Consider the following 26075-nt stretch of genomic DNA (forward strand, 5'->3'; position numbering starts at 1 on the left):
CTACCGTCGCATCCTTTTTGACGTACTTCAGGCTAAAAACGTGAGCCTTTCCACCGCCCAGGGTGTCCTGGTGGATTTCGGCAAACATGGCCCTGCGGGTAATGGTCTTAGAGGCCATACACTAAACGTTTGCTGGCATTTACCTCTGGCTCCAGAATCCGGTAGTAATGGCCCGTACAAAGGGTAATATGGCAAATCTGGTTGGGCTTGGCCATATCGGCCTCCACCGTGGCCACGTACTCCGGGTTGATATTCACGGCCCTGGTTGGCCCGTCTGAATCGGTAATGAATTTGACAAGTTTTAAGGCCATTAGCTCTGTGGGTTTTCTTGTTCGTGTTGTTTACTAGCTCAAAGTTGCACCCAGGCCAGGCCGCTGAAAAGGACGGTTTTGCAGCAACAAAAAAGCCACGACTAGTAGGCCGTGGCGGGTGATTTGGATCGAATGATTCAGAACCGTTATTTGGCTTGTGGCTCCAGGTCATTGAAATTAAACTTGGTGCGGGAGTTTTTTCCAACGCCATAGATCTGGATATACTGCCCGGTTTGGGTGTCTAAAATAAAACTCCCTCCTACGCCCGTAACGACCTGGTAGCGTCGATTCTCTGCCTGTTCGGGTTTATTGTTTGGCGAAGGGGTGAAATTAGCCAGTAGCAGAACCCCTAGCAGCGTTAGAGCACCCAGAAAGAACGAACGGAGGTCAATGGCAAAATGAAGCGTTTTCATCGTTGATAATTGGTTTAAATGTTCTTGCTTAAGGCAAAATGCCGTTTAGTTTACCCGCCAAATAGAGACCTACGGCCAGCCTCATAGCCCAAACTTCCACCCTGGCCGACTTGGTTTTTATCGCCTGTTCGCCAAGTTTTTGCTTTGTGTCGGCTAAGTCGGCAGATAGACTGCCGTTTGTTTTCGTAAGGCTGGCCAGTTCTGCTGCCTGCCGCTGGTTAGTGGCCTCCTGTTCGGAGAGTTGGGCTTTATAAACCACCTCGCGTTTAATCGCCCAATCCAATTTGATAAGATCCTGCTGGATCTGTTTGGCGTTATGGATGAACTCCACGGCCACGGCTAGACTATCGGTGTTTTGATTGCTCTTGGTAGCGCTGATTGATTGAGCGCATAGTGGCCAGTTCGGTAGCGTTAGCAGCAGAATCCAGAACGGTCTTTTCCCGTAGTTGGTTGTTTTCATTTTGGAGAGAGTTGATTTGTGTTCCCATTCGATTAATCACCTTGCTCCATTTGATGGAGTCTAAAACGGTTTGAGCGCTGGCCTTTTCCTGGAATAAAATAGTGCGCTCATCCTGGCAGGCTTTGAGTTCATTCTGGCCAGAGAAATGGCCGCTTAACCAGGTTACACCAATGGAGAGCAGGATGGCCGCAACCTCCCAGGCAAAGCGTTTGTAATTGCCTTTAATAAATTCCCAGAGGATTTTTAATATATTCATGCCTCAAAGCTCAGCATGAGAGAGGGTAGGCGAAAGGACTGTTTCGCTTACGGTAAAAAGCTATGGCTGGTCGTTAAGGATTAGGAGGCTAAACGGATGCTATTTTTACAATCGTTCAAATTTTGCAGAACGCATGTAAATTAGCTCATATCATTCATGAGACGATTTATTAATTAAGTTAAAAGATCTCAAAGAAACATCAATTCTTAATATTATATCAAATGGGCACAACAAAAACAGATCTCGACCTTAAAATGTTTTTGAGCTTGAATATTAAAGATAAAAACCAGATTGATAATATATTTTTATTCACAGATCAATATCTTAGGGAAATGCAAATCAAAAATTTCATTTCTCCTGAAATGATGTACCTAGAAGGAATAATTGATAAGTATATTCTCTATGCAAAGTACTACAAAGTGGATGATGAATTAACATCTACTTTATCAAATTCGCTAACTAGCTTCATAAGGTGTATTGGCTCTTTTAAAGATGCTGTGATAAATTTCCATTTAACGCCAGAAATAGAATATAGTGATGAAGAAAATTTAAAAACTATTAAAGAAAATATATCGCTAAAATGGTTTTGGTTAAAGGTTAAAAATTTTACTGGAGCTCTTACAAAAATCCAAGAAGATGCAATATATGATAATTCAGAGCGGGAAGTAAAATTTACACCTTTAATGGAAATATTTGTAGCTTTTCAAGCGCTTTATAGCAATACTTTTAAGATATACAATTCGGTAAAAGCTCAATACAATGAAAATGTTGATCCTGACATAATGCACATAGTTCTTGATGGAAATACAAAACAAAAACAAGAAGCGAAAGATTTGATATTTGAAGCTATCAATTTAATAAATATTGACTCTAGTTTACCTATGAAAGCTAAACAACAAATTATTGATTATTTATATAGAGCGCTAAGAGAAATTGATAGCACTAACACAGACTGGGCATCTTTTTGGGGTAGCATGAAAGAAGCTCTGATCGTAATAAGTGCTTTTGCGGCAATAATAAGTGGCGGTTCAGACATAGCACAATTACTTAAAGCCCAAGAAAAAATTGAAAAAGCTACTCAGATTGTGAATGATGCTGCTACAAGTAATATTACGCAACAAAGTCAATTTTATTTAATGCCATATAATCAACATATGGCATTGCCAAATAATAACATCAATTCTCAAAACAAAACCCAGCAAATGAAGTAAAGTAAGGTTTATCTATACTCATTTAAGTTTTAAAAATTGCCCTTTAATTGCTTTAAAGGATTAACTCATGTAAAATTAAGCAATATATTTAGGCACTCTAATCATATATAAATTTTAATCTTTTTATAAAGAGCAAGTCCCATCATCGATATTTTTCCAAGATTTACATTGTATTATGCAAGGCATTAAAAGGAAAATTTGGCTTATTAGTTACCTTGTAAGTTTATGTTCCAATAATTTTCCTATCCTAATCTGTTCCAGCATATCCAGTAGATCAATTTGGCCACTCTTCTGTATTCTACCTGAGAATTCTGTCTGTCGTTTGCCAGAACTTCTGGCAGATTTCTCTCTAATTGCATTTTCAATAAATGCCACTGGATTCTCTAGATTTGATAGTATTTGAATCACATCTATGGCCAGCTTTGAATAGATTTTTTTACCATCCTTTGCTTTTCGGCCAGAGTTGGCTGGTCTTACCTTCTTTGATCCGTCTTTATTATATCCCTTTGGCATCTTAGAAACAGGTTAAGCCTGGCCAGATCTGGCCAGGTTGGTGGTTAATCGTTTAATCCTGTTCTGTCTCTTTCGTGCTCTCCCAGCTCCACAACGATTGGCAAACGGTCTGCCTTATATCGTGCGTTAAGCTCGTTAACCATGTGCCACATAACCAGCTCAAAACAATCCGAATAGGTAACAAATGGAGCTTTTTGGATAAGTCGGCTGGCCACGTAAATGAGGTAATATGGCTTTCCTAAAATCGCCTTTTGTGATCGCTGTACAACATTTTCGCAAACCTTTGGAATGTTGATTTCTGGCCCTCTAAAGTCACAATTATTATAAAGGGTGCTTATCATATGCCGCTCATTTAGTGGCTGTATTTCCTTAAGCCCTGGAGAACTCATTATCCATCTTTCTGGCTCTGGAAACATGGCCAGATATTCTGCTAGTGTTATTGTAATCGTTTGCATCACTTCGGTTTGTTTAAGTTATCGGCGGATTTTGGTGGATATTTTGCCTCCTAATTGCGGGATAGCATTTGGCCCGTAGGTGTCGTCTGGATTGTCTAGGAGCTGGCCTGAAATCTGGTTTAGGCGTTTGCAGTGGCTACAATTGCAGGGTCTTTTACTGGTCAGCGGCAAACGGCTAAGTATTAATAAACCGGCCTGTATTTCCTGGTTGTCTTGTAGTTGTTCCTCGGTGGGTAAATTCATCAAAGTCATTAATTGAAAAGTGAAGTTTGTTTGCTTTTGGCCAGCTCAGCCTGGAGGTTGAAAATAATTGCCTGCTGCTCCTGGCAGTAGTCCACGACGGTGGCGAGTTGGTGCTGTAAATCCGTAGCCTGTTGGGTATTAATTAAGCCTTTTATAAAACCGGCCTGGATGCATCGCCAAACAGTGCCGGTGGGCTGTAAATCCTGTTTTAAGGCCTTGAGCTCCCTAGTACTTGGGACAATTAGTTGTTTAGTTGCTTCCATAATCGCAGTATTTGGAGGGTGTTTTAAACGAGTTTGAATACTTGTCGAGGAGGGACAAAAACGGGCTCATAATGAACGTTAGGGCGATTATGGCCAGCAGGAGCCAGAAGCCTAAAAACAGAGCTCCAGAAATGAGAATGGGGAGGCTTAAAAGCAGTTTAATCATAAGGAATAGGTGAGAAATTTGGGGGAAAGTCCACTGTTTACTAGTGCTCGGTCTAATTCGTTGTATACCTCCTGTAATTCGTTTTCCAAGTGAAGTCTTTTGAGTACTATTCTCAGCGCCACAGCTACCGAAAGGGGTAATTTTAAGCAGTATTTTTTGCGTCTATCGCGCAGCTTCCAGGTTAATAGGGTTTGGGGTGTTACTCGGCCCCGCCATTCCACCAGCGCTATTTCGGCCAGACTCAGCCTGTTGAGTGCTTCTCTGGTACTGTAGTCGCTGGGTAGGTGAATTAACTCCAAGAGCGCGGCCATACCAATCGGATAAATAGCCAAATCAATTTTGTGCATGGACTTATTTTCCGCGTGTAAATCTGGCCTGGAGGTTCATCATAGCCGTTTGCGCCAATTGTGCCGCCCGTTCGTTGTCTTTGTTTCCGCCAGCAACTACAGCCCCGGCAATCGGTTGTTGCTGACTTGTGCTGTAAATCACCTCTTTAGCGTTATACCAGGCTAAAACTTGATTGCGGCCATACTTCGCTAGGAGCACATTCCGGCAGTAATCGCCCAAATGGTTTTTTGTTGGAAAGCGCTCCAGCGTAAACTCAAAATCGGCCTTTCTAATCTGTTGGGGAGACAGTCGTTGTGGAAGTAAATCCTTATAATTTAGGATGCCTTGCGTATTGGTCTTGCGAGCGGTAAAGAGCCGATCTAACCAGCTAAGCGTGGAAATGTCCAGGGTTAGCGAATCGTGAGCCAAATACCCGTGGGGGTTTAGCTCCAGTATCATGGTATCCGTGTCCTTATGGGTGAATTGTCGCTTAAAAATGACCCAGTAATAGCATTTATCCAGATAGCCTTTATTGCCTAATCGGCTTATACAATCCTGGAGTAATTGCTGTTTGTCCTCCTTTTCGCAGCTGTTTACGTCCTTAGAATAGCCCTCAATTACGGTCTGTTTATCGTTGTTTAGCCATATTACCCAGCGGTAGGTGCTTAGTTCTCGGTCTCCTACGAATTTGTAGCCAGGTTGCCGGGCTGAACCGAGCGAGTGTTGTTTTGTGGCGTTGGTAGTGGTCGTTTGCATGATTGGAACTTGGTATTTTCTTCGTTTTAAGCCATTTAGGGGTTATTTGCCTAGTTGAATAGAGCAAAAAAAAGATCGTAGCGCAGGGAGGCTAATTCGGCTATAAGCGCCATTTTTTGGCTTTTGAGGTCATTTTGGGATTGCTTTTGTCTTCCTGACTTGCCCACTCAGGACAGTTATTCAGTTAGGGAAATAACTACTCAAAAAAAAGTTAATCTAATAGTTAATCTAGTTATCAATAAGTTTACAAAAAGTTTATATGTTATTGAATAACAAAGGATTAACACCTGGAGTAACTGCAAATCCGCCAAAAAAAGGTACAAAAAAGGCATAGTGGTAGCGGCCAGCCCATAAGGCTGTTTTTTTTCGCGGTTATCCTGTGATTTGCGGCTGTGTGCACCAAGCCGTAAAAAGAACCTAACGGTGAGATATATACGTAGATAGTTTGGAGGTTGATGGCCTGAATCGTTGCCGGGCCACCAATCCTACTACCTAAGTCTTATTCCTCGTTAGAATGGAAAGTTTTTCCATTGCAGGTGATAGGGAATCGAACCCAAAAAGCGCTGGCCCCTTGCCAGTTCGCTGCTCTCCACTAGAGCCAACCACCTTACCCTATATTTTTACCTATCTATCTGATAGTAAAGTTGTTAATCCTCAAAGTAATCTGGAAATTTCCGAGCTCGAAGCCATACGACTTGGCGCGTGAACGCCTGGATTTCCTCGGTGAGCTCGGCCAATAGACCACTATTATTCTGCACTCTCCTTTGCAGATTTGCCAATTGAATCTTAACGTTTTCATAAGCAGACTTAATGGCCGAATCAGGCATAGCCTCAATTTGGGCGTGGCTTAAAAATGGGCCTGTTAATTGGCCCGAAAGGTAGGATACACTGGTAGGCATGAAAAGGACGGATTTGAGGGTGTTGTCTCCATAGACCAAATGGAAGGCCTGGGCTTGAGCCGACTCATGGACGCATTAGCTTTAATGTAAGCCGAATCGATCACTTGAGTATGGCCGCTCACCAGTTCTTTCTGAATGCATAAGCCGACAATATGCGTAAAGCAGCCGGGCCGCATCCTGGTTTCAAAGATAGAAACCGGGATGCGGTGGCAGGTTCGGCAGAGGGTACTGTGCCAAGGCAAGGGCTGCTCTAACTCATAACCCAAAAACGCACAGATACCCAGATACAGGTTCGCCAGTTCCAGGCGCTTCCGATCCGAGGTAATGTTCTCCAGAGGTGCCACTAGTTGCAGCTTAACAAACACAATTGGGTCCAGCAAAGGCCGCCCCGTGGTGCTATAAAAGAGCTCAAAAAGCGGCCTGACAAAACGAAAGTCGACCGTTTTGAGCAGTTGCTGGTAAAAGTGGTGAACAGGCACCAGTTTCACCAGCGAAGTCTGGATCGAGTGAAAGCCTAGCATGAGCGAGCTGATAACTAACCTATCCCTCAATGGGTTACTTTTGCAATAGCCACCAGAATTATAAAACAAAAAAATGGCCTTTGTTATAGACAAGACTGCGGAACTAATCTTCTTACAGAAGGCATTAAGCTTTATTAAATTTCAAAGTGAAGACTATGAAGCTCACTACTTGGCAGTATCGCCTTACTCTGGTGATTTACTCAGACGAGTGCATGATGAATTGAGTGACTACTATAAGAGTAGTCGTGCAGATCACCAAACCCAATTCGGTCGTATTGAGGCAGTGCCCCATTACCTAGCAGGTTTAAGAACTCACCTGTCTCACATTGACAATTGGAGTACCTTAACGAAAGAAGTGCAGATGTCTGCTATCTTGGATTTAGCAGCCCCTTTTACCATTGATCAACAGACCCTAGATCAATTAATAGCAAGTGTCTAGCTAACTTATTGCCAGTACCTATTGCAAAAGTCGATGCCAACAAAGAAAGACTGAGTTAACAAGCCATTTTTAGCCGTTGACCAGTTGGAAATTGGCTGTGTAAACAAACACTCGGATTCCCGTCCAGGCTTTTGCAACAGCCACGTTTGTTAATGCACACGATTTATTGCAGTAATGAACTAGAAGCAACCCATAAAATAACAGTGTTAAAGAGTCTAATTGAAAAAGCCAGGCGTTTATAATACAATAGACGAGATTGTAAACCTGTAATGTTTCACATAATTAATATATTCGTACATATGCGACAATTACAATGAAGTATCATTATTTAAATGAGGTTTCTATTATTAGACAAAAACTCTCCGAGCCTGATTCATTAGAATCTTATCTAAAAGGAGTTCTGATAGATGCTAATGTTACTAATGAAAAGCGGCAAAAATCAGTTAACTTACTAGTAAATGAAGGTTGGAATAGAAGGATGTTTTATGACTTATGCATGTATATAAATCATAATGAAGACCTTCCAGAAGAACAGCACGATCTGATTCGTGAATTCATGGATGACCTTTCTGAATTCAGGTCGCTAGCCAATTTAGTAATGGTAGAAATTGCTGGTGAGACGCCCAAAGAGAAGGCAGATTTTATGGGCTTTATATATTCTCACAAGTGGTACGAAGAAAGTGAGGACTAGATACATTTATTAAACTTCCCCAAACTTACTGCCGTAATAAAAAAAATACTGACCTTCTAGCTTTAATCATATAAAATATCATGAATTATTAAACGCTAATAGAGAGAATACCATTTTTTGCCGATCAACCAAATTATACTCTTCTGAGAATTGCGCATCATTGAAATTCATAACCAAAAGTAGTATCGTAAGAAGGCAGGCTAATTTAAGTCGTGAAAATGATAAGATTATTTATGAAATCCATACTGAAGCTTTTGGCTGTAACATTTTCCATTGGAATTCAGCTTACACATGCGCAGATGAAGAGTATTGAAATACCCTTTAATAGAAGGGGCGATACAACAATTGCTTATACATTTGTAAAGGAAGATATCAAGAAAGTCGGATTGCAGGATTTGACTATGGACAGGCAAGCTCTGCACTTTCGCTTCTGGATAACAAATCAAGCTGTGGATATATGGACGACTGATAAACAAAGATTTGAGGGTAACCTAATCAGTTACACAACTCCATATAACCCCGAAGAATATAAAAAACCAAAAAAACGAAAGAAGTTTTATCATAATTCAACAAAAATAGACACCACTACCTCAAGACAGATTTACGAGTTAGCATGTAGTCTGTCGATTTTCGACATTCCGGTTCAGGATAGTATCAAAGGCTGGTCTTTAGGAAGCGATGGATATAGCGTTTCAGTAGAATTTTCTACTCCATTTCGCTATTCATTTAAACACTACTGGGGGCCTCATTTTCAACAAAATGTACGCGAAGCACATACAATTGATACTTTTTATCAATATCTAGATTCAACATTGGACATGAGTAAAGAATGGTCATCTTTTATTAGTAAATTACCTAAAGGGTGCTATCATACTGGCACCCTCAGTGTACATTGTAACAATCGGAAGAAGAGAAAAGAAACACCCCAAATTAAAACCGGAAATCTTCAATGTATAAATTCAGCTTCTTATAATAAATAAGCAAAAAAACAAGATATAATATTAGTAAATTTAGCTGACACAACTTTTCAAATTTGAAAGACTATTCAATAAAATTAAATTCATTTTCCGAGTAAAAAATCATACTTTTTCTGGAACAGTTATATAACTACCAATTTTGTTAGTTGGTCAAAGATTTTACCCAAGCCAAACACTTCTACAAGCTTTGTTTTAAGTGTTGCTATTATATACTCAGATGAATCATAGGATATGTTTATCGTCTGTTGCCTCAACCTTTCTTGCCCTAGCGAATCTAGTTCAATCACTAATTGATTGTTACCTAAGGATATCTGATGAACTCTGTAAGATTCCCCTAAAAGTGATCGGTTGAAAAATAGAGCCCCCCCCTAACTTTTCACAAAAGGGGAGAAAAATGAAAGCAAACCGATTCAGTGAAGCCCAAATCGTGGCTATCCTTAAACAACAGCAAAATGGCTACACCGTTGTACAAATCGCTCGTGAACATGGCATTAGTGAAGCCACCTTCTACAATTGGAGGCAGAAATACGGCTGCATGGAAGCTTCCGAGTTGAAACGGCTCAAAGATTTCGAAGACGAGAACCGACGGCTGAAGAAAATGTATGCCGAACTGAGCCTGGACCATGAAGTCATAAAAGAAGCCCTCAAAAAAAGGGGTAGGGCCTGCTCAACGTCGTCAGTTGGCTCAGTGGATTGACAAATCCTATAGCCAGCTCATAATAGGAGATGGTGCCCGCCATTACCTGGAGTCCTGTTGTCAACAGAATGGGCCGAATGGCCAGGCTAGGGTGCTCCGAGATTAGCCCTGGTGCAATTGGCTCTTTCCCGGCCAGGATCCGTGGCCTGGCTATTGCTTCCATTCGAGCTGCAAAGGAGGCTTCTACGTGCCAGAGTCCTGAGATACTTACATAACCGTTCATAGTGTTGTTTACCGCCTTACTTGGCGTTTCATTTGTAAAGTTGCTATCGCCAGTAGGCTCTGGAAAGGACATAAAAAAGCCAGCCGGTTCGGCGTTCCGATCTGGCTGGAGCTGGCGATGGATATATTCACTCAATTAATTACTTTGTGACTACTAAATAAATCGTATCAATTCGATGCTTCCTAACTTAAGATAGGATTATTCAACACTATGAGATATGCTAACTTTTGAATCAGCAAGGGAACTCGCTCAGTCTTACATTCATAAGATGAATGAGAATCATGTTGACTATGATCCGGTGTATTTATCTTATCTACGTCGAAATGACCCTACCTATACACAAGTAAAAACAACTTTAGTCTTAACAGATAGCCAAGAAGAATCCTTCGGCTGGATATTTTTCTATAATTCTAAAGAATTTTTAGAAACAGGTAATCTTAGCTATGCACTGGGGGGTAACTCGCCCATTATTATTAATAAACAAACCGGTGAATTATGGGAAACTGGTACAGCTCACCCTGTGGAATACTACATTGAGAAATATAAGGCAAAAATCAAAACTGTCTAACATAAAAGCACTTATAAAAAAATGAGAAAGAGTATGTTAATTGTGCTTACTTTGGCTGTTATATCTTCCGTAATATATTATTATCTAGCAGACACTTTTTTCTCAAAATCAGATGCTATTGAGGAATTGGCAAACATGAAAATAAAGATTAAAGATGATTTCACTGTAGTACAAAATGAGACTTCAAACGCACTTGGTGATTACTCTCACGTATTCAAGTTGAAAATATCTAAAAACGATGCACGGGCGGTTGATAAGACAATTCGGTTATCAACCGATTATGATACTACAGATCTAAACTCTTCTGCTTTTTTCCCGAAGTATACAGGTAATAGGTTGAAAACTTGGGTAATCAAAGATTACAAAAATGCACAAATGATAATACGAGATCAATATTTTCCAATTGATACAGGAATTATCGCCAGTTTTAAAAGAGTCAGCCTTAAGAGAGATACACTCACCTTTTATAACGTTATCGAGTAATTTAGACTATACTTATTTAATGAGTTAAATTGTATAATTTAACTATCTTATTTTATTTTATTGTAAGGGCCTTAATTGCAGGTTTATTCTCATAACATATTCTTAGTTATTCAACCGATTTAAGTGAAATGCAAAACGTGGCCCAGCCTGTCTCCTGAAGTTGCGCCAATTCCAGAACCCAAACAGCCGAACGGCCTCGTAATAAAACCCGTTTCGCCAGTGGCTCGTGATTTCGGTATTAAATTGTGTAGCTTTTGGCGATTAATTAGATAGTGTTGATTCGAAGCTTCTTACCATAACGTTTGATTATACAACAGGAGAATTCCCCTTTTACAGCTTTACTGTTCTAAACACATCACTCAATGAAGCACTCAATGCATACTCTTCTCGTTCTTGTGGGCGTGGCCTGCTCTACAACCTTGTTTGCTCAAGTTAAGGTCACTACCCAGATTAATGGTGACGCCACTACTGGCAAACAACTCATTCAAGCCACTGCCACTGGTGGATCAGGTAATTACAGTTACGCCTGGGGCCTCAATACGCCTGGTGTCGTTCCGCCAAATAATGCCTCGGAAGTTTTACTAGTTCCTGCTCAAGATGCGGAATACATTGTCTTTGTTAGAGACAAGCAAACTGGAGTTAGTGCTTATTCGACTATACTCGTGAAAGCACCAGTTGTCAACGAAAAGCACCTGCTCAAAATACCCGGTGAAGATTATAAAATGAAGTTTCAATACTCGGCAACAGGAGCAGTTCCGGATCAACGAGGAAATAAGTGGTTTCGCTATGACACTAGAGATTAATTAGTACCGTGAATTATAGTTAGGTTTACATATTGGTAGTTATCTAATCGATTTAAGAAAAATGCAAAATGGCCATTCCTAAATAAGATTGGCCATTTTGCATTTTATCTATTTTTCGCCTAGCTCCTGAATTTGCGCCAATTCCAGAAGCCAAACAGCCCCGTAATAAAGCCCGTTTCGCCAGTAGCTCGTGATTTCGGCATTAAATTGTGTAGCTTTTGGCGATTAATTAGATAGTGTTGATTCGAGGCTTCTTACCATAACGTTTGATTATACGACTTATAAATCTCTGGCAATTATGAAAATTAATTCTCTTGGCCTTATTGCTCTCAGCTTCGTATGTGTGGCTCTAATTGCTGTGACGGGTAATTATATATTCTCTCTACCGGCTGACTTTTTCGTTTTATTATCTATTTGGCAACGTCGTAGAGTAAATCAATAACCGCTTGGGTTTGAGCATTGACTGAATGCCAACAACGCTTGTTTTTATGTTATTAGGCTAACATATTGCCACTTATACGCCAACATTCTAGCTCAAAAATGGGTCTAGCTACAAACATGTAAATAACTGATTATGAAAACACTTACAACCTGGATAAGCTTACTGGTTTCCACAGCAGGTTTGGCTCAGCAGAGTCCAATCAAAGGACAAGGAAATTCAGTACCCAATATTGATAATATGCCCGTTCTCAAGGGTCGTGGCAGTGCATTGGATATGCCAACCCGAAATGGAAAGGGGGAAGCTATTCCCATGCCTAATCGACCTATGCCCGTTCCTACGACTTCGGAACAACAAGTTGCCACAAGTTTGAAAGCATTGGGAGAACCACTGAAGCCTTGGCCAACTGATTCATTAAATTGGCTAAACCCTACTATGACCCTACCTAGCAAGAAGAACTAAACTGTTACATTTCTTATAATGGCTAGCAGGAGTGTCAAGTTATAATCTTGAAAGAATCACCTTGCATAATCGGAGTTATTCAACTAATTTAAGAAAAATGCAAAACGGCTATTCCTAAATAAGATTGGCTCGGCCTAACGTGGCCCGGCCTGTCGCCTGAAGTTGCGCCAATTCCACCACCCAAACAGCCGAACCGCCCCGTAATAAAGCCCGTTTCGCCAGTGGCCAGGGTCAAACCGTTCCATTAGCGCTAAGTAAACATTATCTGCATACGCCCGGCCATCGGCTCCACAGAGTCCTGGATAGGTCAGGATAAACCGTTCCCATTCCAGGTACAGGCAATCGTGGGCAATGGCCGCTAAATTAGTGCGGTTGTTATAGGCAGGTAGTAGGCTCTGACTCCAGGGTGGCGTGCTGTGGCAATCGGTTAGAAAGTTAGCCTTTATCAGTACCATCCTGGTATCTTCTAGTTCTACCCAAACATCCTGTAAAACCGTCATTTGGTCGGTCTTCGGGAGCTGGCTATTGATCAGTATTGCCAAACTATAAGACCGATCCAACCGACTAATAAAAGTGCATCCATGCCTACAATTCGCCCCGGTGGTCGATGTTGGCTATTTCGCCCTGGGTAAGCGCGTAGATAAGCGTCGTGACCGGCGTTTTATCGGTTATGGGTAGGCCTATTTTCTTTAGGTCTCCTAGTGTAATTGCCTGGAAATAATCTCGCTGGCTAATGGCTCCCTCGGTTCCAGGCTCCACCACCTGGCCTGCTGCATTCACCAAAGAACCTACTGTTTGCCGGGTTACGATCTGATCGGCGTAGCGTTGCAGGCTGGCCTGACGCTGGACTGGGGTTAGGGTTTCATCGTCCGCTATGAGCTCGGTCATTGGCTTACTGGTGGCATTGTCCAGGGTGATTACCCGTACCTGTTGAACCATGTTCAAATCTGCCGTAATGACAAAATTCTCATGTTTGCCTACTCGTTTAAATCCGGTTGGCTTTTCGGGGCTGATGGATTGGCTAATTGACTCCATAAAGGGAAGTAAAAAAGGTTGTTAGAATGTAGTGAGGGCAGTCCGTTTCCAGCCTGCCGCTGTTTTGACATAGACATAGGTAGCATCCCAGGCCACTTGCCCTACTACTCCGTTGGTGTCGCTGGTGCTGGTGGCCAGTGGAGTCTTTTACGTGGAGCGCACTGGTAGGGGAGCTCGTATTGGCGCCCATTTTTCCATTGGTGGCATTGCCCGAATTAATGTTCACCGTAGACCCATCCAGGTTAAGATTCAGGTAAACACCATTCGTGCGGTCATAACACAAAATACCCCCATTCCCCGGTGAAGCCCCATAAATGATTTCTACCCCGGAATCCGAGGTGGGAACCCTGGACCTAGAGTCCTGACTGATAGAGGGCTGTAGTGCCCATTGTGGTCGCCGTCGATTGTACTTTGGTATCCAGACTGCCCGTCAGGGAAATTTTGCCCGCCCGGTAAATCGCATCGGTATTACTGCCACCAGGTTGATTATCGGATGTTCGTAGCCAGGTAGTCAGGTTGCCATTGATGGCAGTCGTTACCCAGTCAATCAGTTGATAAAGTAAATAGCGTACAAAAGAGGCCTTACTTCTCCGCTGTTGGGTCGGAGTGACATCGGGAATGTTGGAATCAATCAGGCTTTTTAACAGGGTGTCGCCGGGTGCTGCCATCGGCTGGGTTATTGGGGATTATTACGCGTTAAAAGAAATGTCAAAACTTAAGTCAAAATCGACGTCGGCAAAGATGCTGGCGCTGTCGAAGGTTTCCAGAAACCAGGTAGGGTGCCAGTTCCTGGCTTTGGCTGTTACCTGCACATAGTTGAGCGCTCCGATGGTTCGGCTTATTTCCAATCGAAAGCCATTGCCGGGCTCGCCAGCCAGATAGGCGTGGCCGTTTCGATCTAACCAAATGGCCAACCATCTCGAGGCCCGGTTCGTCTCTAGCCAGTCGGATCATATTGGATATCTGCGCTCGAATCAACGAACGCTCGCCAACATATTAAGCCACTATCGGGCTTGATACTACCAAAATCAGGGTTTAAAAAATACTTTTTTGAATGTTTTGGAACGTGTGAAACAATGCGCTTACGCATGAGTCAATTAGTAGTATTTTCATTATTAAAACGGTTAATGTCAAGACTTTAAGTGTACATAATATATTTTACATCCTACTGGTAAATTTATTTATTTACATTTTCAAATACGTAAAAGTGTAAATTTCGATCTTAATGGAAAATCTATATCACCTATTTTAATTTTGCATAACGTTTGACTATTCAACAGATTGGAAAGCCTTTTTACACACCAGCTATGAAAACTAAATTTCTATTGTCAGACCTTTTGATAGTTCTAGTTTTCCTGTGGCTATGTAGCTGCAAACACACAGACAACCTTGAGCCCAATCTACCCCCATTACCTTTTACCGTAAAGGCCACCTTATCAGCTACAAACACAGATGTGGTGTTGACTTGGAACAGCGCTAAAGACCCAAATGGCGATCCAGTCACTTACTCAGTAGTTTACAAAGATACTTTAGCAAAGAACCTGACTGATACTACATTTACCATTCTCAATGTAGGCTATGATATTTCCATCTCGGGTAGTGTAATAGCCAAAGACAGTCACGGAGCTTCAACATCCGCTATTTTTACAGTTACATCTGGCAGTAATCCATATGTACAAATACCCGATGTGAACTTTGAAAAAGCATTAATTAAACTTACTATAGATGATGTGGAAGATGGGAAGTTACTATTAGCAAGCGCTCTTAAAGTTACCGACCTGGATTTGTACTATTTAACCGGAGGCCAAATAGTTGACTTACATGGAATAGAAGCATTTAAGAACCTAAAAACGCTACGGTGTATTGGCCATAAAGTCAACGACGTGGATTTAAGTAATAATGTAGCCCTTACAAGTCTGATTATTGGTGCCAATCTCCTACAGAAGTTAGATGTATCAAACAATATAAATTTGCAAAATTTACATTGTTCTCAAAATCAGTTAACTAGTATAGATCTCTCAAAAAACACAAATTTACTAACTTTAAATTTGTGGGGAAATCAATTAACTAGTCTTGATCTTTCAAAAAATAAGCTTTTACAATCATTGGATTGTTTTAGCAATCCCTTATCAGTTTTAGATCTGAGTCAAAACACAAGCTTAACTTCATTGATATGCTATTCTACTAAACTAAATAATCTGGATGTCACGCCGTTAACTTCTTTAAAAACCTATGACTGTAGCTACACTAATACTACTAAGCTGGATTTAAGTAAGAATGTAGAATTACAGGAATTAAGTTTTTATGGCAATCCAATAACGGATTTAGACCTAAGTAAACAAATTAATTTAGTCAGTGTAGACTGTCGCTATACGAATTTAGTAAATTTAGATCTGAGCAAAAGTCCACTTTTACAAAAGCTAAAATGTTATGAAAGTAAACAATTAACCAATTTAAAATTAGGGCAAGGTCAAGCCATACTATCAGTAGAATGTTATAGCTGTCAGCTATCAACTTTAGACGTATCTGGCCGAGTAAACCTCCAAAATTTAAATTGTTATAATAATCTACTATCAAGTTTAGATCTAGGCGCTAACAGGTCATTGCAAACGTTAAACTGTTCATTTAATAAACTCACTAAATTAATATTAGAAACGAATACAACTTTACAAAACCTAGATTGTTCTTACAACAACTTAGTCACTTTAACAATCGGTGCAAATACGACTCTAAAAACTGCAAACTGCTTTTCCAATCAATTAACTACTATTGATATTAGTAAGAGTACAGCACTAGACAAATTCATTTGTAGTATTAATAAATTGACAGTGCTAGATATTACAAAAAACGTGTTATTGACTTCTTTAGGATGTTATACGAATAACTTAACTAACTTAGATACAAGTAATAATAAAAATCTAACCGTCTTAAGTTGCTCTCAAAATCAATTTACTGCATTAGACTTACGCGCCAATACCGGATTAACCACTCTCTATTGTGACGAAAATCAATTAACTGCTTTAGATTTACGCGCCAATACTAAATTGACTATTCTCTATAGTGATGGTAATAATATACAGACTATTTGCGTAGCTAATCTGAGTCAAGTTCAATATAATTGGAGAAAAGACAGTTTCACTAGTTATCAGGTATGTAATTAATTCTTAGTCTATTTTCTTTTCATAATTGACTAGTGTTATATATCACCCTTTAGCTTCATTAGTTACTGCTATTAACTTTTTTTAACTCAAGCAATTGAGTAATTAACATTTGCCTCTATATAATTGCAGAAAGATTCATCTTCATTTAAATTCGTTTAGTTATGAGAAACACTATTTTTACCGTTCTACTTCTATTAATCCAACTGTCAGTAAAGGCACAAACCCAGAAAGGCCGCTGGAATGCTGGCGTTAGTATTGGTCAGTTCTCTTACCAAAAAGACGATGTCAGTAATAGTTTTTCTGGTTCGATTAGTCCGACGGTAGGCTATTTCGTAGCGACTAATTTCTTGCTGGGAATAGGCGTTCCGCTTAGCTATAGTACTCAGAATTATTCGGGTTACTCTATTATCCGAAATGAGCATGCAATCAGTATAGGAGCTTCGCCGTTTGCCCGCTATTATGTAGGGTCATCTAAACTAAAGCCTTATGTCGGTATTTCATATTCATTGTCACACGCTAATTTTCACAATGAAAACTCTCTGAATACGCCTTCAGAATCAAATTCGGAGTCAAACTCGACAACGTTAACGCCTTCGTTGGGACTGGCTTATTTTTTGAATCAGAACATTTCACTAGATGCCCAATTAGGCTATAATTGGTATAGTTCGAAGGAAACTTTATTCGGTTCGTCTTCTTATACCTACCGAAATGCCACCCTAGGAATTGGCTTCAATATCTTCTTTGGTGGCTGATTGACTCGTTCACGTTATGGGTCAATTATTAACCTAGTACAAAACGCCCAACAAAATCTTAATGGACTTTTGTTGGGCGTTTCTATTGAATTTATTTAAGTCTCCCAAAGATGGAAATGGCGCCTATCAGGGTATCTAAACGCCCGACCTGGCTGGTATTATAAGCGGCATTGGTAGTACCATTGACCGAATCCCTTACCTGATAAACGGCCCCTCCACGGCATTGATCGAACTCTTTAAACTAGCTACCTGGCTACCCATTCCGTTTAGTCCCGTTTTGGTTGAAAAGGCCAGGTTATCCATTGCCTGCGCGTTGGATCGGGTGGATACATCCAGCGAATATTCCGATCCCTAACAACCAGTAAGTACAGGGTAATTCGAGCAAAGTCAGCGTGCTTGACCACCAGCCCACACTAATGCGTTTAGTGACTTTACGCGCTTTATCCTGCAACAGTTTATAGCCTTGGCAACTGCGAGCCAGCAGGTGAGTCTGTTTACTGCCTTTCAGGGCATGAGTCAGTAAGTGATTCCTTTTCCAGCGTACCAGAAAGTCCTGGTAAAAGGTAGCATCCACTCAATCGTCCAACTGCTGACATAGCCCCGATCCAGCACATGTAACACCGATCTTGATTTTGGTCAGCTGCTTTGCCTTACTGCTTTCGACCGAACAGAGTCACTCGACAAACTAGTTCTCAGGCTTCTCTAGGCAGCTATCGTCCCACAACAGTGGGGGCGTTTGCCCAGCGCTTATAGCTTATGGATACGTTGTTGTGCCTTGACAAAGAAGAACTCATCCACTAGGCAGGCCGTCCACTTCTTGCATCGTAAGAGGTTACTGATGCGCTTGGTTCCCGCCGGGGCATGCGCAAGGCCAGCGTGTATCCGCCTAACTCGCTAAGCAAGAGCCCCATCCTGGCATTACGGAATAGTAAGATACTCTTAAACAGGGTCGAGAAGGTGGCTACTAGCCGATTATCAATCTGCACAAGGAGTTTGCCTTCTAGGAGATAGTGCTGAACTTTGGTCTAAAAAGGTGGTACTGGTTGATTTTAGGGCATGAATAGCCGTATCTTGCGGGTATGGCTTGGCCATAAAAAGAGTTCCCTTCTGGTTTTGGCGTTGTGGCGATGCTCAAAACTAAGAAAGGAGGTTCTTTTTTAGACACCCTTACAAAATTCGGGATGACTCATGTTTCTTACCAACTAGAAAGCTCAGCCACCACTGACTAAGCTTTCTAGTTGGTAAGAAACATGTACAATTACTGGAGCCTTATTTGGTTGGGCTTAAAATTCGTAAGGTTTGCTTGCGAACTCCGTCGCTGACCTGCAATAGATAAACTCCCACCAATGAGCCTAACCGAAGCCGTACCCGCTGAACCTCATCCTGAACCTCCACAGATTGACTACTGATCTCATGCCCCGTAATGTCGTTTAAGGACAACTGTAAGGTTTGTCCCGCTGCATCCTGCACTTCAATCTCTGCATACTCATTAACAGGAGGGTTACCTAGCACCCGCACCTGCCAACTCTGAGTGGGCTCAGTGGCCGCCAGCCGAGGACTAGCCACCCCACTGACCGACATCACCACACTGGTGGTACGAGAACAGCCCGTTGCGACACTCCCCGTGACCGAGTAGGGTCCCGCTTGACTGACCACAATGGCCGGGGTGGTGGCCCCTGTACTCCACACGTAAGTCGTGGCGCCCGATGCGGTCAGGGTGGCACTGCTGCCCTGAGTGAGGGTCAGCGAGGGGCTCCCCTTAATAACGACCTTGGGCACGGCATTGACGCTCACCGTGCTACTTTTGGTGGCCTTACAGCCAGACTCATTAGTAACGGTGACTGAATAGACAGTGCTTAAGGTTGGACTCACCACCAGACTCGCCCCACTCTGGCCCGTTGACCACTGGTAGCCGACTCCTCCCGAAGCAGTCAGGGTGGTCGACTGGCCAGCACAGAGGTTGACATTGCCGCTCAGCCCAGGAGTGGGTCGGGCATTGGCGGTCACACTGATGGTGGCTGTACTGGTGGGTCCTCCTGCCGCACTGGCGACACGGACGGTGATGGTTCGAATTCCGGTGGCAATGGTGCTGGAAACTTGGCTGGTGTTTTTTGGGTTCAGGCTAACGCCGGATGGGGCCAGCCAGGTGTAGCTGTAGGGGGGCACCCCGCCGGTGACGGAGACCGACAGGATGCTCGATAAAGCGCCGGTTCCGTCCACGCAACCTGCCTGCACACTGGCTGATGGGATCAACACCAGGGGTGGAACGGTGACGGCTGTTGTTGCCGTGGCAGAGCATCCTCCCGAACTGATCCCCGTGACCGAGTAGGGGCCAGCTTGACTGACTACAATGGCCGGGGTGGTGGCCCCTGTACTCCACACGTAAGTCGTGGCGCCCGATGCGGTCAGGGTGGCACTGCTGCCCTGAGTGAGGGTCAGCGAGGGGCTCCCCTTAATAACGACCTTGGGCACGGCATTGACGCTCACCGTGCTACTTTTGGTGGCCTTACAGCCAGACTCATTGGTGACGGTGACTGAATAGACAGTGCTCAAGGTTGGACTCACCACCTGACTCGCCCCGCTCTGGCCCGTTGACCACTGGTAGCCGACTCCTCCCGAAGCAGTCAGGGTGGTCGACTGGCCAGCACAGAGGTTGACATTGCCGCTCAGCCCAGGAGTGGGTCGGGCATTGGCGGTCACACTGATGGTGGCTGTGCTGGTGGGTCCTCCTGCCGCACTGGCGACACGGACGGTGATGGTTCGAATTCCGGTGGCAATGGTGCTGGAAACTTGGCTGGTGTTTTTTGGGTTCAGGCTAACGCCGGATGGAGCCAGCCAGGTGTAGCTGTAGGGGGGCACCCCGCCGGTGACGGAGACCGACAGGATGCTCGATAAAGCGCCGGTTCCGTCCACGCAGCCTGCCTGCACACTGGCTGATGGGGTCAGTGTCAGACCGGGAACGGTGACGACTTCAACAGTGGTGGTGGCAGGACATCCTCCCGCACTGGTGCCGGTGACCGAGTAGGAACCGGCTTGTGAGACAGTGATGGATGCGGTTGTGGCGCCTGTATTCCATTTGTAGGTAGCGGCACCTGCTGCTTTGAGAGTGGTGGTAGTCCCCTGGGTGATGGTCAGGGAAGGGGTGGCGGTGATGGTTAGGTTGGGTGTCGATGCGCAGGTTGAGAACAAGCCCGGTTGGCTACCATTATTACCCCAGAAATAGTAGGTACTCCCAGCCGATATACCGTACAAATTGTCATTCGTTCCTCCATTTTCTATCTGCAAGGGTTGGCTACCCACCGGATTTAAGTCCTGAACCATTTGGGTGCCGTTGGTGGTGCCATCCGTTTTCCAGAGTTCAATACCATGAGTGCCATCATTGGCGAAAAAATAGGTAATGCCATTAACTGTGCGAAACTCACTTGGGTAAGAGTGATTTGTGCCAGGATTAATATCCTTGAGCATATACGTACCAGCTGGGGTACCATCACTCCGCCAAAGTTCGATTCCGGCAGCATCTGAATAGTTAGAGAAATAGACAATGTTACCGAAATTGAAGTCCCTTATTCCCCAAGTATCTATAAACATAGTACTAGCTACATTTGGATTACTGCCATAGGGGTAATCAATTAGCTGGATTGTCCCAGTTGTAGTCCCGTCGGTTCGCCAGATAGTATACTTTGTCTCGTTGCCAACTTGGTACTGAGCTCTGAAGTATAAATAATTACCAGCCTTGACAAATTTAGACGTATTAAGAAAAGTGTATCCAATCGGTTCAAGCGAGCAACTGGGATTGTCGTATGGATACACTTCAGCAGGGTATTTTAATATGCTCGCCACCCCATTCTCCACTTTCATCAATACGTTAGTAAGACTAGTATAACTTTCCCCCTGACAGGAAAACGTGTAAGGCATCCTGGCCGTATAAACTAGTTTATTACCGATAGCGGTCATCGCATAGGTATCGAAACCTCCATTTTCGACCTTGGTCGTACCAGCTGCTGTCCCATCGGTTCGGTATAGGGCATGACTATAGTTATAGTTCGATCCGTTGCTGGCGCATGGTCCATTGCAGGTGCCATTCCATTGCTCAGGCCCTAAAAAATAAAAGTAGCCATCCAGCACGGCTGCTTGTGGAGAATTGTAATAATAGCCATTGCCAGTACCCGGAATCAGGTCGGTCACCATATAGGTGCCAGCCTCTGTTCCATCACTCCGCCAAACCTCAACACCAGCTGCGGATGTACTAAAGGCAAATACCAGTAGGCCATTGACGTTTACCATAGGGCCACCATTGAAGCAGCAGCCTAAAGTTTTTACCATTACAGTACCTGCTACCGTACCATCCGTTTTCCATAGTTCCCTCGCCCCTTCAAACCAGAAAAAAATGGTATTACCAATCCTGCATCGATTATTACTACTGAGATCAAATCGGGCACTTGAGTTTAATCGAAAAGTACCAGCCTCTGTTCCATCACTGCGCCAGAGTTGATCATTGGCGTTAAAAATGACCAAATTATTCAGGGGCTCAAAAGGGGCAACGCGACAGCATGACCCAAACTCCTTAATTAATGAAATCTGAGCGTGTGCCGTGGTTAGTTGTAAACAGATAAAAAACAAGAGTAGATAGAGTTTTTTCATAGATACTGGGGTGTATTAAACTGGAACAATGTGTCAGATTACTGATGACATAACTGCTTTTCCATAGGCAATAAATGTGAGCGAATTAATATTAGCGAATTATACTTATTATACTTAGTTGAAATAAGTGATAGATGAGCGTGAAAATCGTTTGCTTATGAAGGTATTGGGTGACTTTAGATTAAAAAAAAACGATCAAAATTACTGAAAATGACCGACTAGAATTAGGGTATTTTTCCCCTAGTTTTTCTATTTTTTTTACCTATAAGAAGGTGGCTTAAGTATTCCTGTTAGGGCAGTAGCCTATAAGCGAGGGGAGAGAAATACTTCTGACAATGACTACCAGAGCAATCGGCGCACCAATGGGTCAGAAAAATCTTTCCGGTACGCCGTAATAAACCTGAGCAGTGGGTCAGACAGCGATTGGTTATCGAGTTTAAAAAATGGTCTTACAACTTGGCCGTGATTGCTTGTACTGGGTTAGGGCTGACAGGAAGTCAAAGAAGCCCTCAATGGTTGACCCTGGTACTTCAATGGTTGTTATCCCACTATGACCTAATCACGATTTAAACTCCTTAACCGGCAAACCGGCATAACGAGATTGAAACCAAGTAGCTCAAGGCGCGTCAATAGCGAGAGAATTCGCACGGTCTTCCAGTACGGGGTTTTTATCAGAGATTGACCAATAAACACTCGACAATTATCACCTTTTAGTAAGTATAATTACTTAAGTCATTTTAATACATTTTAATACCTAGCATTCAGTATTTCAATATCTTAGCAAATACTTAACTGCATACTGTATGAATTAGTAAGCAATTAACTGTCACAAAAACTCGCCGTACCCATATGAACCCTAAATTACCTGTCTGGATTGTTGAAGATGATGAAGATGACCAGTATATCATCAAATTAGCTTTTGAGTCTATAGTACCCCCTATTAATGTGAAGCTGTTGACGGATGGGGATCAGTTAGTGCCTACTCTAAAGCGGACTTCTGTTCTACCAAGGCTGGTTCTTCTTGATTTAAATATGCAACGCCAAAATGGCTTTGAAACATTAAAGGAAGTCCGGGCCATCCCAACTTTTCAAAGCTTGCCGATCGTCATTTTCACTACGTCAACCGATAGCAGTGATCTTGTAAAATCAATGCAATTAGGGGCCAGTGGTTTTGTAACAAAATCGTCAAATCAACTGGAACTTATGTCAACGGTAAAATCTTTCGCAGCTACCTGGGGACTACTTGAGTGACCCAATAAAGCGCCTACTGGACTGGCGCTTTATTGGGTCACTTGATTTTGGAAGACTACCAGCGGCTGGCGGCTTGTTGATGTGTTCGGCAGGCACTCCAATTCACTCTTTTTTGGCAAACTGATTCGGATATAAGCTAGTAGTCCAATAATCCAGGATTGCCTGGAATTGGCGCTTCATTTCCTCAAGACTGTGTTTCTTCTCAAAAATTCCTTGTACATGCCCCTTATAAGCTTCCTCAACCAGATGTTTATCAATTGGAGACGTGATCAGAATAAAGGGAATTGATTTAGCCTTTAAAGCAGAGAATTGATTTAAACGATCCAGTAGCTCCAGACCACTCATTAGCGGAGTAAAGACTTCGGAAATAATTAGAAACGGCGGTTCATCTGTATTATCTAAGTAATCCAACATTTGCTGTCCATTAGCAAAGTATATGATCTGATTATCAGGAGCAATTTGTTTTAAGATTGACGTAACCATTTCTTTGTCATCGTCGTCTTCATCTATAAAAATGATTGGGCCATGATTTTCCATGTTGCACTAAGTTGAGTAGATAATGCCTAGTACAACCATCTATATCGGTATTAGTTAAAAAAAGGGTTGTTTACATGCTGGAGATTTACAATCCAGCTATTACCTAACTTCAATGCTAACCAATTGCCTGTGCTTATGAAACAGGGCATCAAATACAATAAAATGAGAACGACTTCTTCGCTTTTTGCTGTAATGATCTTACTCGTAGCTGCTTGTACTAAAAGCCAGGACGATCAGGTAACATCAACTTTTGACGTGTCTGTACAAGGTATTGGCGGGGATTGTAAATTACCATTGCTCGATTTTGGGTCTCGAACCGCTGAAGTAGGCAAGCTTATTGGATTAACCTCTCCCAATACCTTGTATTACGCTATCAACCTCGACTCAATTTACTCGAAGGCTGGAACAAGCCTCCAGGTTACGATTCGTAAAGTGACAGCCAGTGAAGAGCGGGCCTGTACTACTATGGGTCCCTCCTATCCAAGTGTTGCAGTGACATCTACTCTTACTAAATAGAGGCTAGAATTAACTTTTTTTAAGTCTGGCAATAGCTCAATTAATTCTAGTTTTTATGTAATTGCACCAGAGATTTCAACTATAATCAACTACTTCTCAGTTATGAAAAACACCATTTATATAGTTCTGCTTCTCTTAATCCACTTTTCAGTAAAGGCACAAACCGAAAAAGGACGCTGGAACGCTGGTGTCAGCATTGGTTCATTTTCCTATCAAAAGAACGACTTTGGGAAAAGCTTTTCAGCATCAATAAGCCCCTCTGCGGGCTATTTTGTTGCCAAAAACTGGCTTTTAGGAATCGGTATCCCCTTTAGTTATGTTTCAGGAAACTACACTGGGTTTGTTAATAGCCAAAAGAACCAATCAACAACTATAGGCGTCTCTCCCTTCGCCCGCTACTACATCGGCCCGTCTAAGCTTAAGCCTTATCTAGACATTGCGTATACATTTTCGCATTCTAATTACCATACTGACAACAGTATTGACGAAATAAACTCGAAATCAAATTCTACGACATTGACACCCTCCTTAGGTTTGGCTTATTTTCTGAATCAGAACATTTCGTTAAATGCCCAGCTAGGCTACAATTGGTATAGCGTAAAAACGACGAACGACTCAGGTATAGGTGATGGGACCAATTATAGCTACAAAAATGCCACCTTAGGGATTGGTTTCAACATCTTCTTCGGTGGCTGATTTATGAAGATGGCTCCGCCCCCATCAGGGCTGGCTTTTTTATTAAAGATCCAGGTTGGGCTCACCTTAAACCTCATTCACATACTCCAGTAAATCGCCTGGCTGACAGTCCAATGCCTTGCAAATGGCCTCTAGGGTCGTGAATCGTATGGCTTTTGCTTTTCCGGTTTTGAGCACCGAAAGATTAGCCAGTGTAATGTCCACTTTTTCCGATAGTTCATTTAATGACATTTTCCGCTTGGCCATCATTACATCCAAGTTTACAGTAATTGGCATGGCTTATACGGTTAATTCATTTTCATTTTGGATTTCCACACCTCGTTTAAAGACCTGCGAGATAATAAACACCAGGCCAGCCATAAATAAGAAGTCATCCGTAGACCCACTGTCAAAAATCTCTCCGGTTCGTTTCAGCAACCAGGATGTGTAGGCATGGCTCAACATTCCGACAATCCAGGTTCCCAGTAAGAAGTAACTGACTTTCTCAAGGGTCTGGGCTACTTCCATTTTAAATGGATTTGCCAGGGTTATTTTAGATAAGATTTTGGTCACCAGATAAAAGACGTGTGCTTTCATCATCAATATAGCCACCATGAAGGAGACCAGCGCAGCATAGTAGGCAAAGTTTAGTTGCCGGAGGCTATCCAGATCCAGCCCCTTATAGAGATCCTTTGCGGCTTCGGGGTTTACAAAACTGACTCCAAAAGAAATCAGAATTGCGCCGGTTTTTATACAAAGCCCAATGTAAGCTATCCAGGTAATGATTTGCATTACACTCAGGATCTGTTTTGTGTTTGTTGGCTTGAGTTCCATCTTATTGATATTAAGTAAATATGCATCAAATATAGATAAATATTTATCTATAAACGATAAATTAAAAATAATTTTATTTTTTCACGGAGCGATTTCT

The 26075-nt window shown here is 42.5% G+C and carries 34 protein-coding genes and 1 pseudogene; 15 read left to right on the top strand and 20 right to left on the bottom strand.

Annotated features, from left to right (window positions below):
• Positions 1 to 107: 107 nt before the first annotated feature.
• The 4 genes from GO755_RS07680 to GO755_RS07695 all read right to left on the bottom strand — a co-directional run bounded on the left by GO755_RS07680 (position 108) and on the right by GO755_RS07695 (position 1440).
• The gene (locus GO755_RS07680; protein ID WP_157584171.1) at positions 108 to 311 is read right to left on the bottom strand and encodes a hypothetical protein; all 204 of its coding nucleotides are present in this window, start codon (positions 309 to 311) and stop codon (positions 108 to 110) included.
• 146 nt (positions 312 to 457) lie between these two features.
• Complete coding sequence (locus tag GO755_RS07685; protein WP_157584172.1) at positions 458 to 724, bottom strand: hypothetical protein; 267 nt, start codon at positions 722 to 724, stop codon at positions 458 to 460.
• Between the two features lie 28 nt (positions 725 to 752).
• Entirely contained in the window at positions 753 to 1184 is a 432-nt protein-coding gene (locus GO755_RS07690; RefSeq protein WP_198174776.1) for a hypothetical protein, read from the bottom strand.
• Positions 1069 to 1440 carry a hypothetical protein gene (locus tag GO755_RS07695; RefSeq protein ID WP_157584174.1) on the bottom strand — a complete coding sequence of 124 codons (372 nt, stop codon included), beginning with the start codon at positions 1438 to 1440 and terminating at the stop codon, positions 1069 to 1071. Before GO755_RS07695 ends, GO755_RS07690 begins: the two co-directional genes overlap by 116 nt.
• 221 nt (positions 1441 to 1661) lie before the next feature.
• Between GO755_RS07695 and GO755_RS07700 the strand changes: the two genes are divergently transcribed.
• Positions 1662 to 2651 (top strand): hypothetical protein, encoded by a 990-nt coding sequence (locus GO755_RS07700; protein WP_157584175.1) that lies wholly within the window; start codon positions 1662 to 1664, stop codon positions 2649 to 2651.
• A gap of 210 nt (positions 2652 to 2861) precedes the next feature.
• Here the strand turns inward: GO755_RS07700 and GO755_RS07705 are convergent, their stop codons facing one another.
• From GO755_RS07705 to GO755_RS07740, 8 genes are all read right to left on the bottom strand, one after another.
• Complete coding sequence (locus tag GO755_RS07705; RefSeq protein ID WP_157584176.1) at positions 2862 to 3164, bottom strand: hypothetical protein; 303 nt, start codon at positions 3162 to 3164, stop codon at positions 2862 to 2864.
• Between the two features lie 44 nt (positions 3165 to 3208).
• Complete coding sequence (locus tag GO755_RS07710; protein WP_157584177.1) at positions 3209 to 3619, bottom strand: hypothetical protein; 411 nt, start codon at positions 3617 to 3619, stop codon at positions 3209 to 3211.
• A 251-nt stretch (positions 3620 to 3870) separates the two neighbouring features.
• Positions 3871 to 4125, bottom strand: coding sequence for a hypothetical protein (locus GO755_RS07715; RefSeq protein ID WP_157584178.1), 255 nt, complete (start codon positions 4123 to 4125; stop codon positions 3871 to 3873).
• Entirely contained in the window at positions 4112 to 4291 is a 180-nt protein-coding gene (locus GO755_RS07720) for a hypothetical protein (protein ID WP_157584179.1), read from the bottom strand. The genes GO755_RS07715 and GO755_RS07720 overlap by 14 nt, the downstream gene beginning before the upstream one ends.
• Positions 4288 to 4638, bottom strand: a complete 351-nt coding sequence (locus tag GO755_RS07725; RefSeq protein ID WP_157584180.1) for a hypothetical protein — start codon at positions 4636 to 4638, stop codon at positions 4288 to 4290. Before GO755_RS07725 ends, GO755_RS07720 begins: the two co-directional genes overlap by 4 nt.
• Positions 4639 to 4642: 4 nt before the next feature.
• The gene (locus GO755_RS07730; protein ID WP_157584181.1) at positions 4643 to 5374 is read right to left on the bottom strand and encodes a hypothetical protein; all 732 of its coding nucleotides are present in this window, start codon (positions 5372 to 5374) and stop codon (positions 4643 to 4645) included.
• 647 nt (positions 5375 to 6021) lie between these two features.
• Positions 6022 to 6273 (bottom strand): hypothetical protein, encoded by a 252-nt coding sequence (locus GO755_RS07735; protein ID WP_157584182.1) that lies wholly within the window; start codon positions 6271 to 6273, stop codon positions 6022 to 6024.
• Entirely contained in the window at positions 6237 to 6794 is a 558-nt protein-coding gene (locus GO755_RS07740) for a transposase (protein ID WP_227686893.1), read from the bottom strand. The genes GO755_RS07735 and GO755_RS07740 overlap by 37 nt, the downstream gene beginning before the upstream one ends.
• A gap of 73 nt (positions 6795 to 6867) precedes the next feature.
• Between GO755_RS07740 and GO755_RS07745 the strand changes: the two genes are divergently transcribed.
• The 8 genes and pseudogenes from GO755_RS07745 (at position 6868) to GO755_RS07785 (ending at position 12576) form a co-directional block, all read left to right on the top strand.
• Positions 6868 to 7233, top strand: a complete 366-nt coding sequence (locus tag GO755_RS07745; RefSeq protein ID WP_157584183.1) for a hypothetical protein — start codon at positions 6868 to 6870, stop codon at positions 7231 to 7233.
• Positions 7234 to 7546: 313 nt separating this feature from the next.
• A complete protein-coding gene (locus tag GO755_RS07750) occupies positions 7547 to 7924 on the top strand; it encodes a hypothetical protein (RefSeq protein ID WP_157584184.1) in 378 nt (125 codons plus the stop codon).
• Between the two features lie 233 nt (positions 7925 to 8157).
• Positions 8158 to 8904, top strand: a complete 747-nt coding sequence (locus GO755_RS07755; protein ID WP_157584185.1) for a hypothetical protein — start codon at positions 8158 to 8160, stop codon at positions 8902 to 8904.
• A 391-nt stretch (positions 8905 to 9295) separates the two neighbouring features.
• Positions 9296 to 9587: pseudogene (locus tag GO755_RS07760) on the top strand (transposase); the annotation flags it as partial.
• A 451-nt stretch (positions 9588 to 10038) separates the two neighbouring features.
• Positions 10039 to 10389: a YrhB domain-containing protein gene (locus GO755_RS07770; protein WP_157584188.1), complete on the top strand. Its 351-nt coding sequence runs from the start codon at positions 10039 to 10041 to the stop codon at positions 10387 to 10389.
• A 21-nt stretch (positions 10390 to 10410) separates the two neighbouring features.
• Positions 10411 to 10872: a hypothetical protein gene (locus tag GO755_RS07775; protein ID WP_157584189.1), complete on the top strand. Its 462-nt coding sequence runs from the start codon at positions 10411 to 10413 to the stop codon at positions 10870 to 10872.
• A 374-nt stretch (positions 10873 to 11246) separates the two neighbouring features.
• On the top strand, positions 11247 to 11675 hold the full coding sequence (locus GO755_RS07780; RefSeq protein ID WP_157584190.1) for a hypothetical protein: 429 nt from the start codon (positions 11247 to 11249) through the stop codon (positions 11673 to 11675).
• A gap of 574 nt (positions 11676 to 12249) precedes the next feature.
• The gene (locus GO755_RS07785) at positions 12250 to 12576 is read left to right on the top strand and encodes a hypothetical protein (protein WP_157584191.1); all 327 of its coding nucleotides are present in this window, start codon (positions 12250 to 12252) and stop codon (positions 12574 to 12576) included.
• Between the two features lie 134 nt (positions 12577 to 12710).
• Here the strand turns inward: GO755_RS07785 and GO755_RS07790 are convergent, their stop codons facing one another.
• The 4 genes from GO755_RS07790 to GO755_RS07805 all read right to left on the bottom strand — a co-directional run bounded on the left by GO755_RS07790 (position 12711) and on the right by GO755_RS07805 (position 14525).
• The gene (locus GO755_RS07790; protein WP_157584192.1) at positions 12711 to 13118 is read right to left on the bottom strand and encodes a DUF1353 domain-containing protein; all 408 of its coding nucleotides are present in this window, start codon (positions 13116 to 13118) and stop codon (positions 12711 to 12713) included.
• Between the two features lie 43 nt (positions 13119 to 13161).
• Positions 13162 to 13611, bottom strand: a complete 450-nt coding sequence (locus tag GO755_RS07795; RefSeq protein ID WP_157584193.1) for a hypothetical protein — start codon at positions 13609 to 13611, stop codon at positions 13162 to 13164.
• Between the two features lie 353 nt (positions 13612 to 13964).
• Positions 13965 to 14279, bottom strand: a complete 315-nt coding sequence (locus GO755_RS07800; RefSeq protein ID WP_157584194.1) for a hypothetical protein — start codon at positions 14277 to 14279, stop codon at positions 13965 to 13967.
• A 21-nt stretch (positions 14280 to 14300) separates the two neighbouring features.
• A complete protein-coding gene (locus tag GO755_RS07805; RefSeq protein ID WP_157584195.1) occupies positions 14301 to 14525 on the bottom strand; it encodes a hypothetical protein in 225 nt (74 codons plus the stop codon).
• Positions 14526 to 14918: 393 nt separating this feature from the next.
• Here GO755_RS07805 and GO755_RS07810 point away from each other — a divergent pair, with 393 nt between their 5' ends.
• The 3 genes from GO755_RS07810 to GO755_RS41810 all read left to right on the top strand — a co-directional run bounded on the left by GO755_RS07810 (position 14919) and on the right by GO755_RS41810 (position 17879).
• Positions 14919 to 16772, top strand: coding sequence for a leucine-rich repeat domain-containing protein (locus GO755_RS07810; protein WP_157584196.1), 1854 nt, complete (start codon positions 14919 to 14921; stop codon positions 16770 to 16772).
• 161 nt (positions 16773 to 16933) lie between these two features.
• Positions 16934 to 17524 carry an outer membrane beta-barrel protein gene (locus tag GO755_RS07815; protein WP_157584197.1) on the top strand — a complete coding sequence of 197 codons (591 nt, stop codon included), beginning with the start codon at positions 16934 to 16936 and terminating at the stop codon, positions 17522 to 17524.
• Positions 17525 to 17747: 223 nt separating this feature from the next.
• A complete protein-coding gene (locus tag GO755_RS41810) occupies positions 17748 to 17879 on the top strand; it encodes a hypothetical protein (RefSeq protein ID WP_262886987.1) in 132 nt (43 codons plus the stop codon).
• Positions 17880 to 18793: 914 nt separating this feature from the next.
• Here the strand turns inward: GO755_RS41810 and GO755_RS07820 are convergent.
• Entirely contained in the window at positions 18794 to 22165 is a 3372-nt protein-coding gene (locus tag GO755_RS07820) for an ELWxxDGT repeat protein (RefSeq protein WP_157584198.1), read from the bottom strand.
• A gap of 849 nt (positions 22166 to 23014) precedes the next feature.
• Between GO755_RS07820 and GO755_RS07825 the strand changes: the two genes are divergently transcribed.
• Positions 23015 to 23416 (top strand): response regulator, encoded by a 402-nt coding sequence (locus GO755_RS07825; protein WP_157584199.1) that lies wholly within the window; start codon positions 23015 to 23017, stop codon positions 23414 to 23416.
• Positions 23417 to 23518: 102 nt separating this feature from the next.
• Here GO755_RS07825 and GO755_RS07830 read toward each other — a convergent pair whose 3' ends face one another.
• On the bottom strand, positions 23519 to 23953 hold the full coding sequence (locus GO755_RS07830) for a response regulator (RefSeq protein WP_157584200.1): 435 nt from the start codon (positions 23951 to 23953) through the stop codon (positions 23519 to 23521).
• Positions 23954 to 24088: 135 nt separating this feature from the next.
• Here GO755_RS07830 and GO755_RS07835 point away from each other — a divergent pair, with 135 nt between their 5' ends.
• Entirely contained in the window at positions 24089 to 24469 is a 381-nt protein-coding gene (locus GO755_RS07835) for a hypothetical protein (protein WP_157584201.1), read from the top strand.
• 102 nt (positions 24470 to 24571) lie between these two features.
• Complete coding sequence (locus tag GO755_RS07840) at positions 24572 to 25165, top strand: outer membrane beta-barrel protein (RefSeq protein WP_157584202.1); 594 nt, start codon at positions 24572 to 24574, stop codon at positions 25163 to 25165.
• Positions 25166 to 25231: 66 nt separating this feature from the next.
• On the opposite strand, the gene GO755_RS07845 is transcribed toward GO755_RS07840, so the two are convergent.
• Both GO755_RS07845 and GO755_RS07850 read right to left on the bottom strand, forming a co-directional pair.
• The gene (locus GO755_RS07845) at positions 25232 to 25441 is read right to left on the bottom strand and encodes a helix-turn-helix domain-containing protein (RefSeq protein WP_157584203.1); all 210 of its coding nucleotides are present in this window, start codon (positions 25439 to 25441) and stop codon (positions 25232 to 25234) included.
• 3 nt (positions 25442 to 25444) lie between these two features.
• Positions 25445 to 25978, bottom strand: coding sequence for a DUF2975 domain-containing protein (locus GO755_RS07850; RefSeq protein WP_157584204.1), 534 nt, complete (start codon positions 25976 to 25978; stop codon positions 25445 to 25447).
• Positions 25979 to 26075: the final 97 nt, after the last annotated feature.

Origin of the sequence: Spirosoma arboris, assembly GCF_009754945.1 — a bacterium.
In the GTDB taxonomy this organism is placed as follows: Bacteria; Bacteroidota; Bacteroidia; order Cytophagales; family Spirosomataceae; genus Spirosoma; species Spirosoma arboris.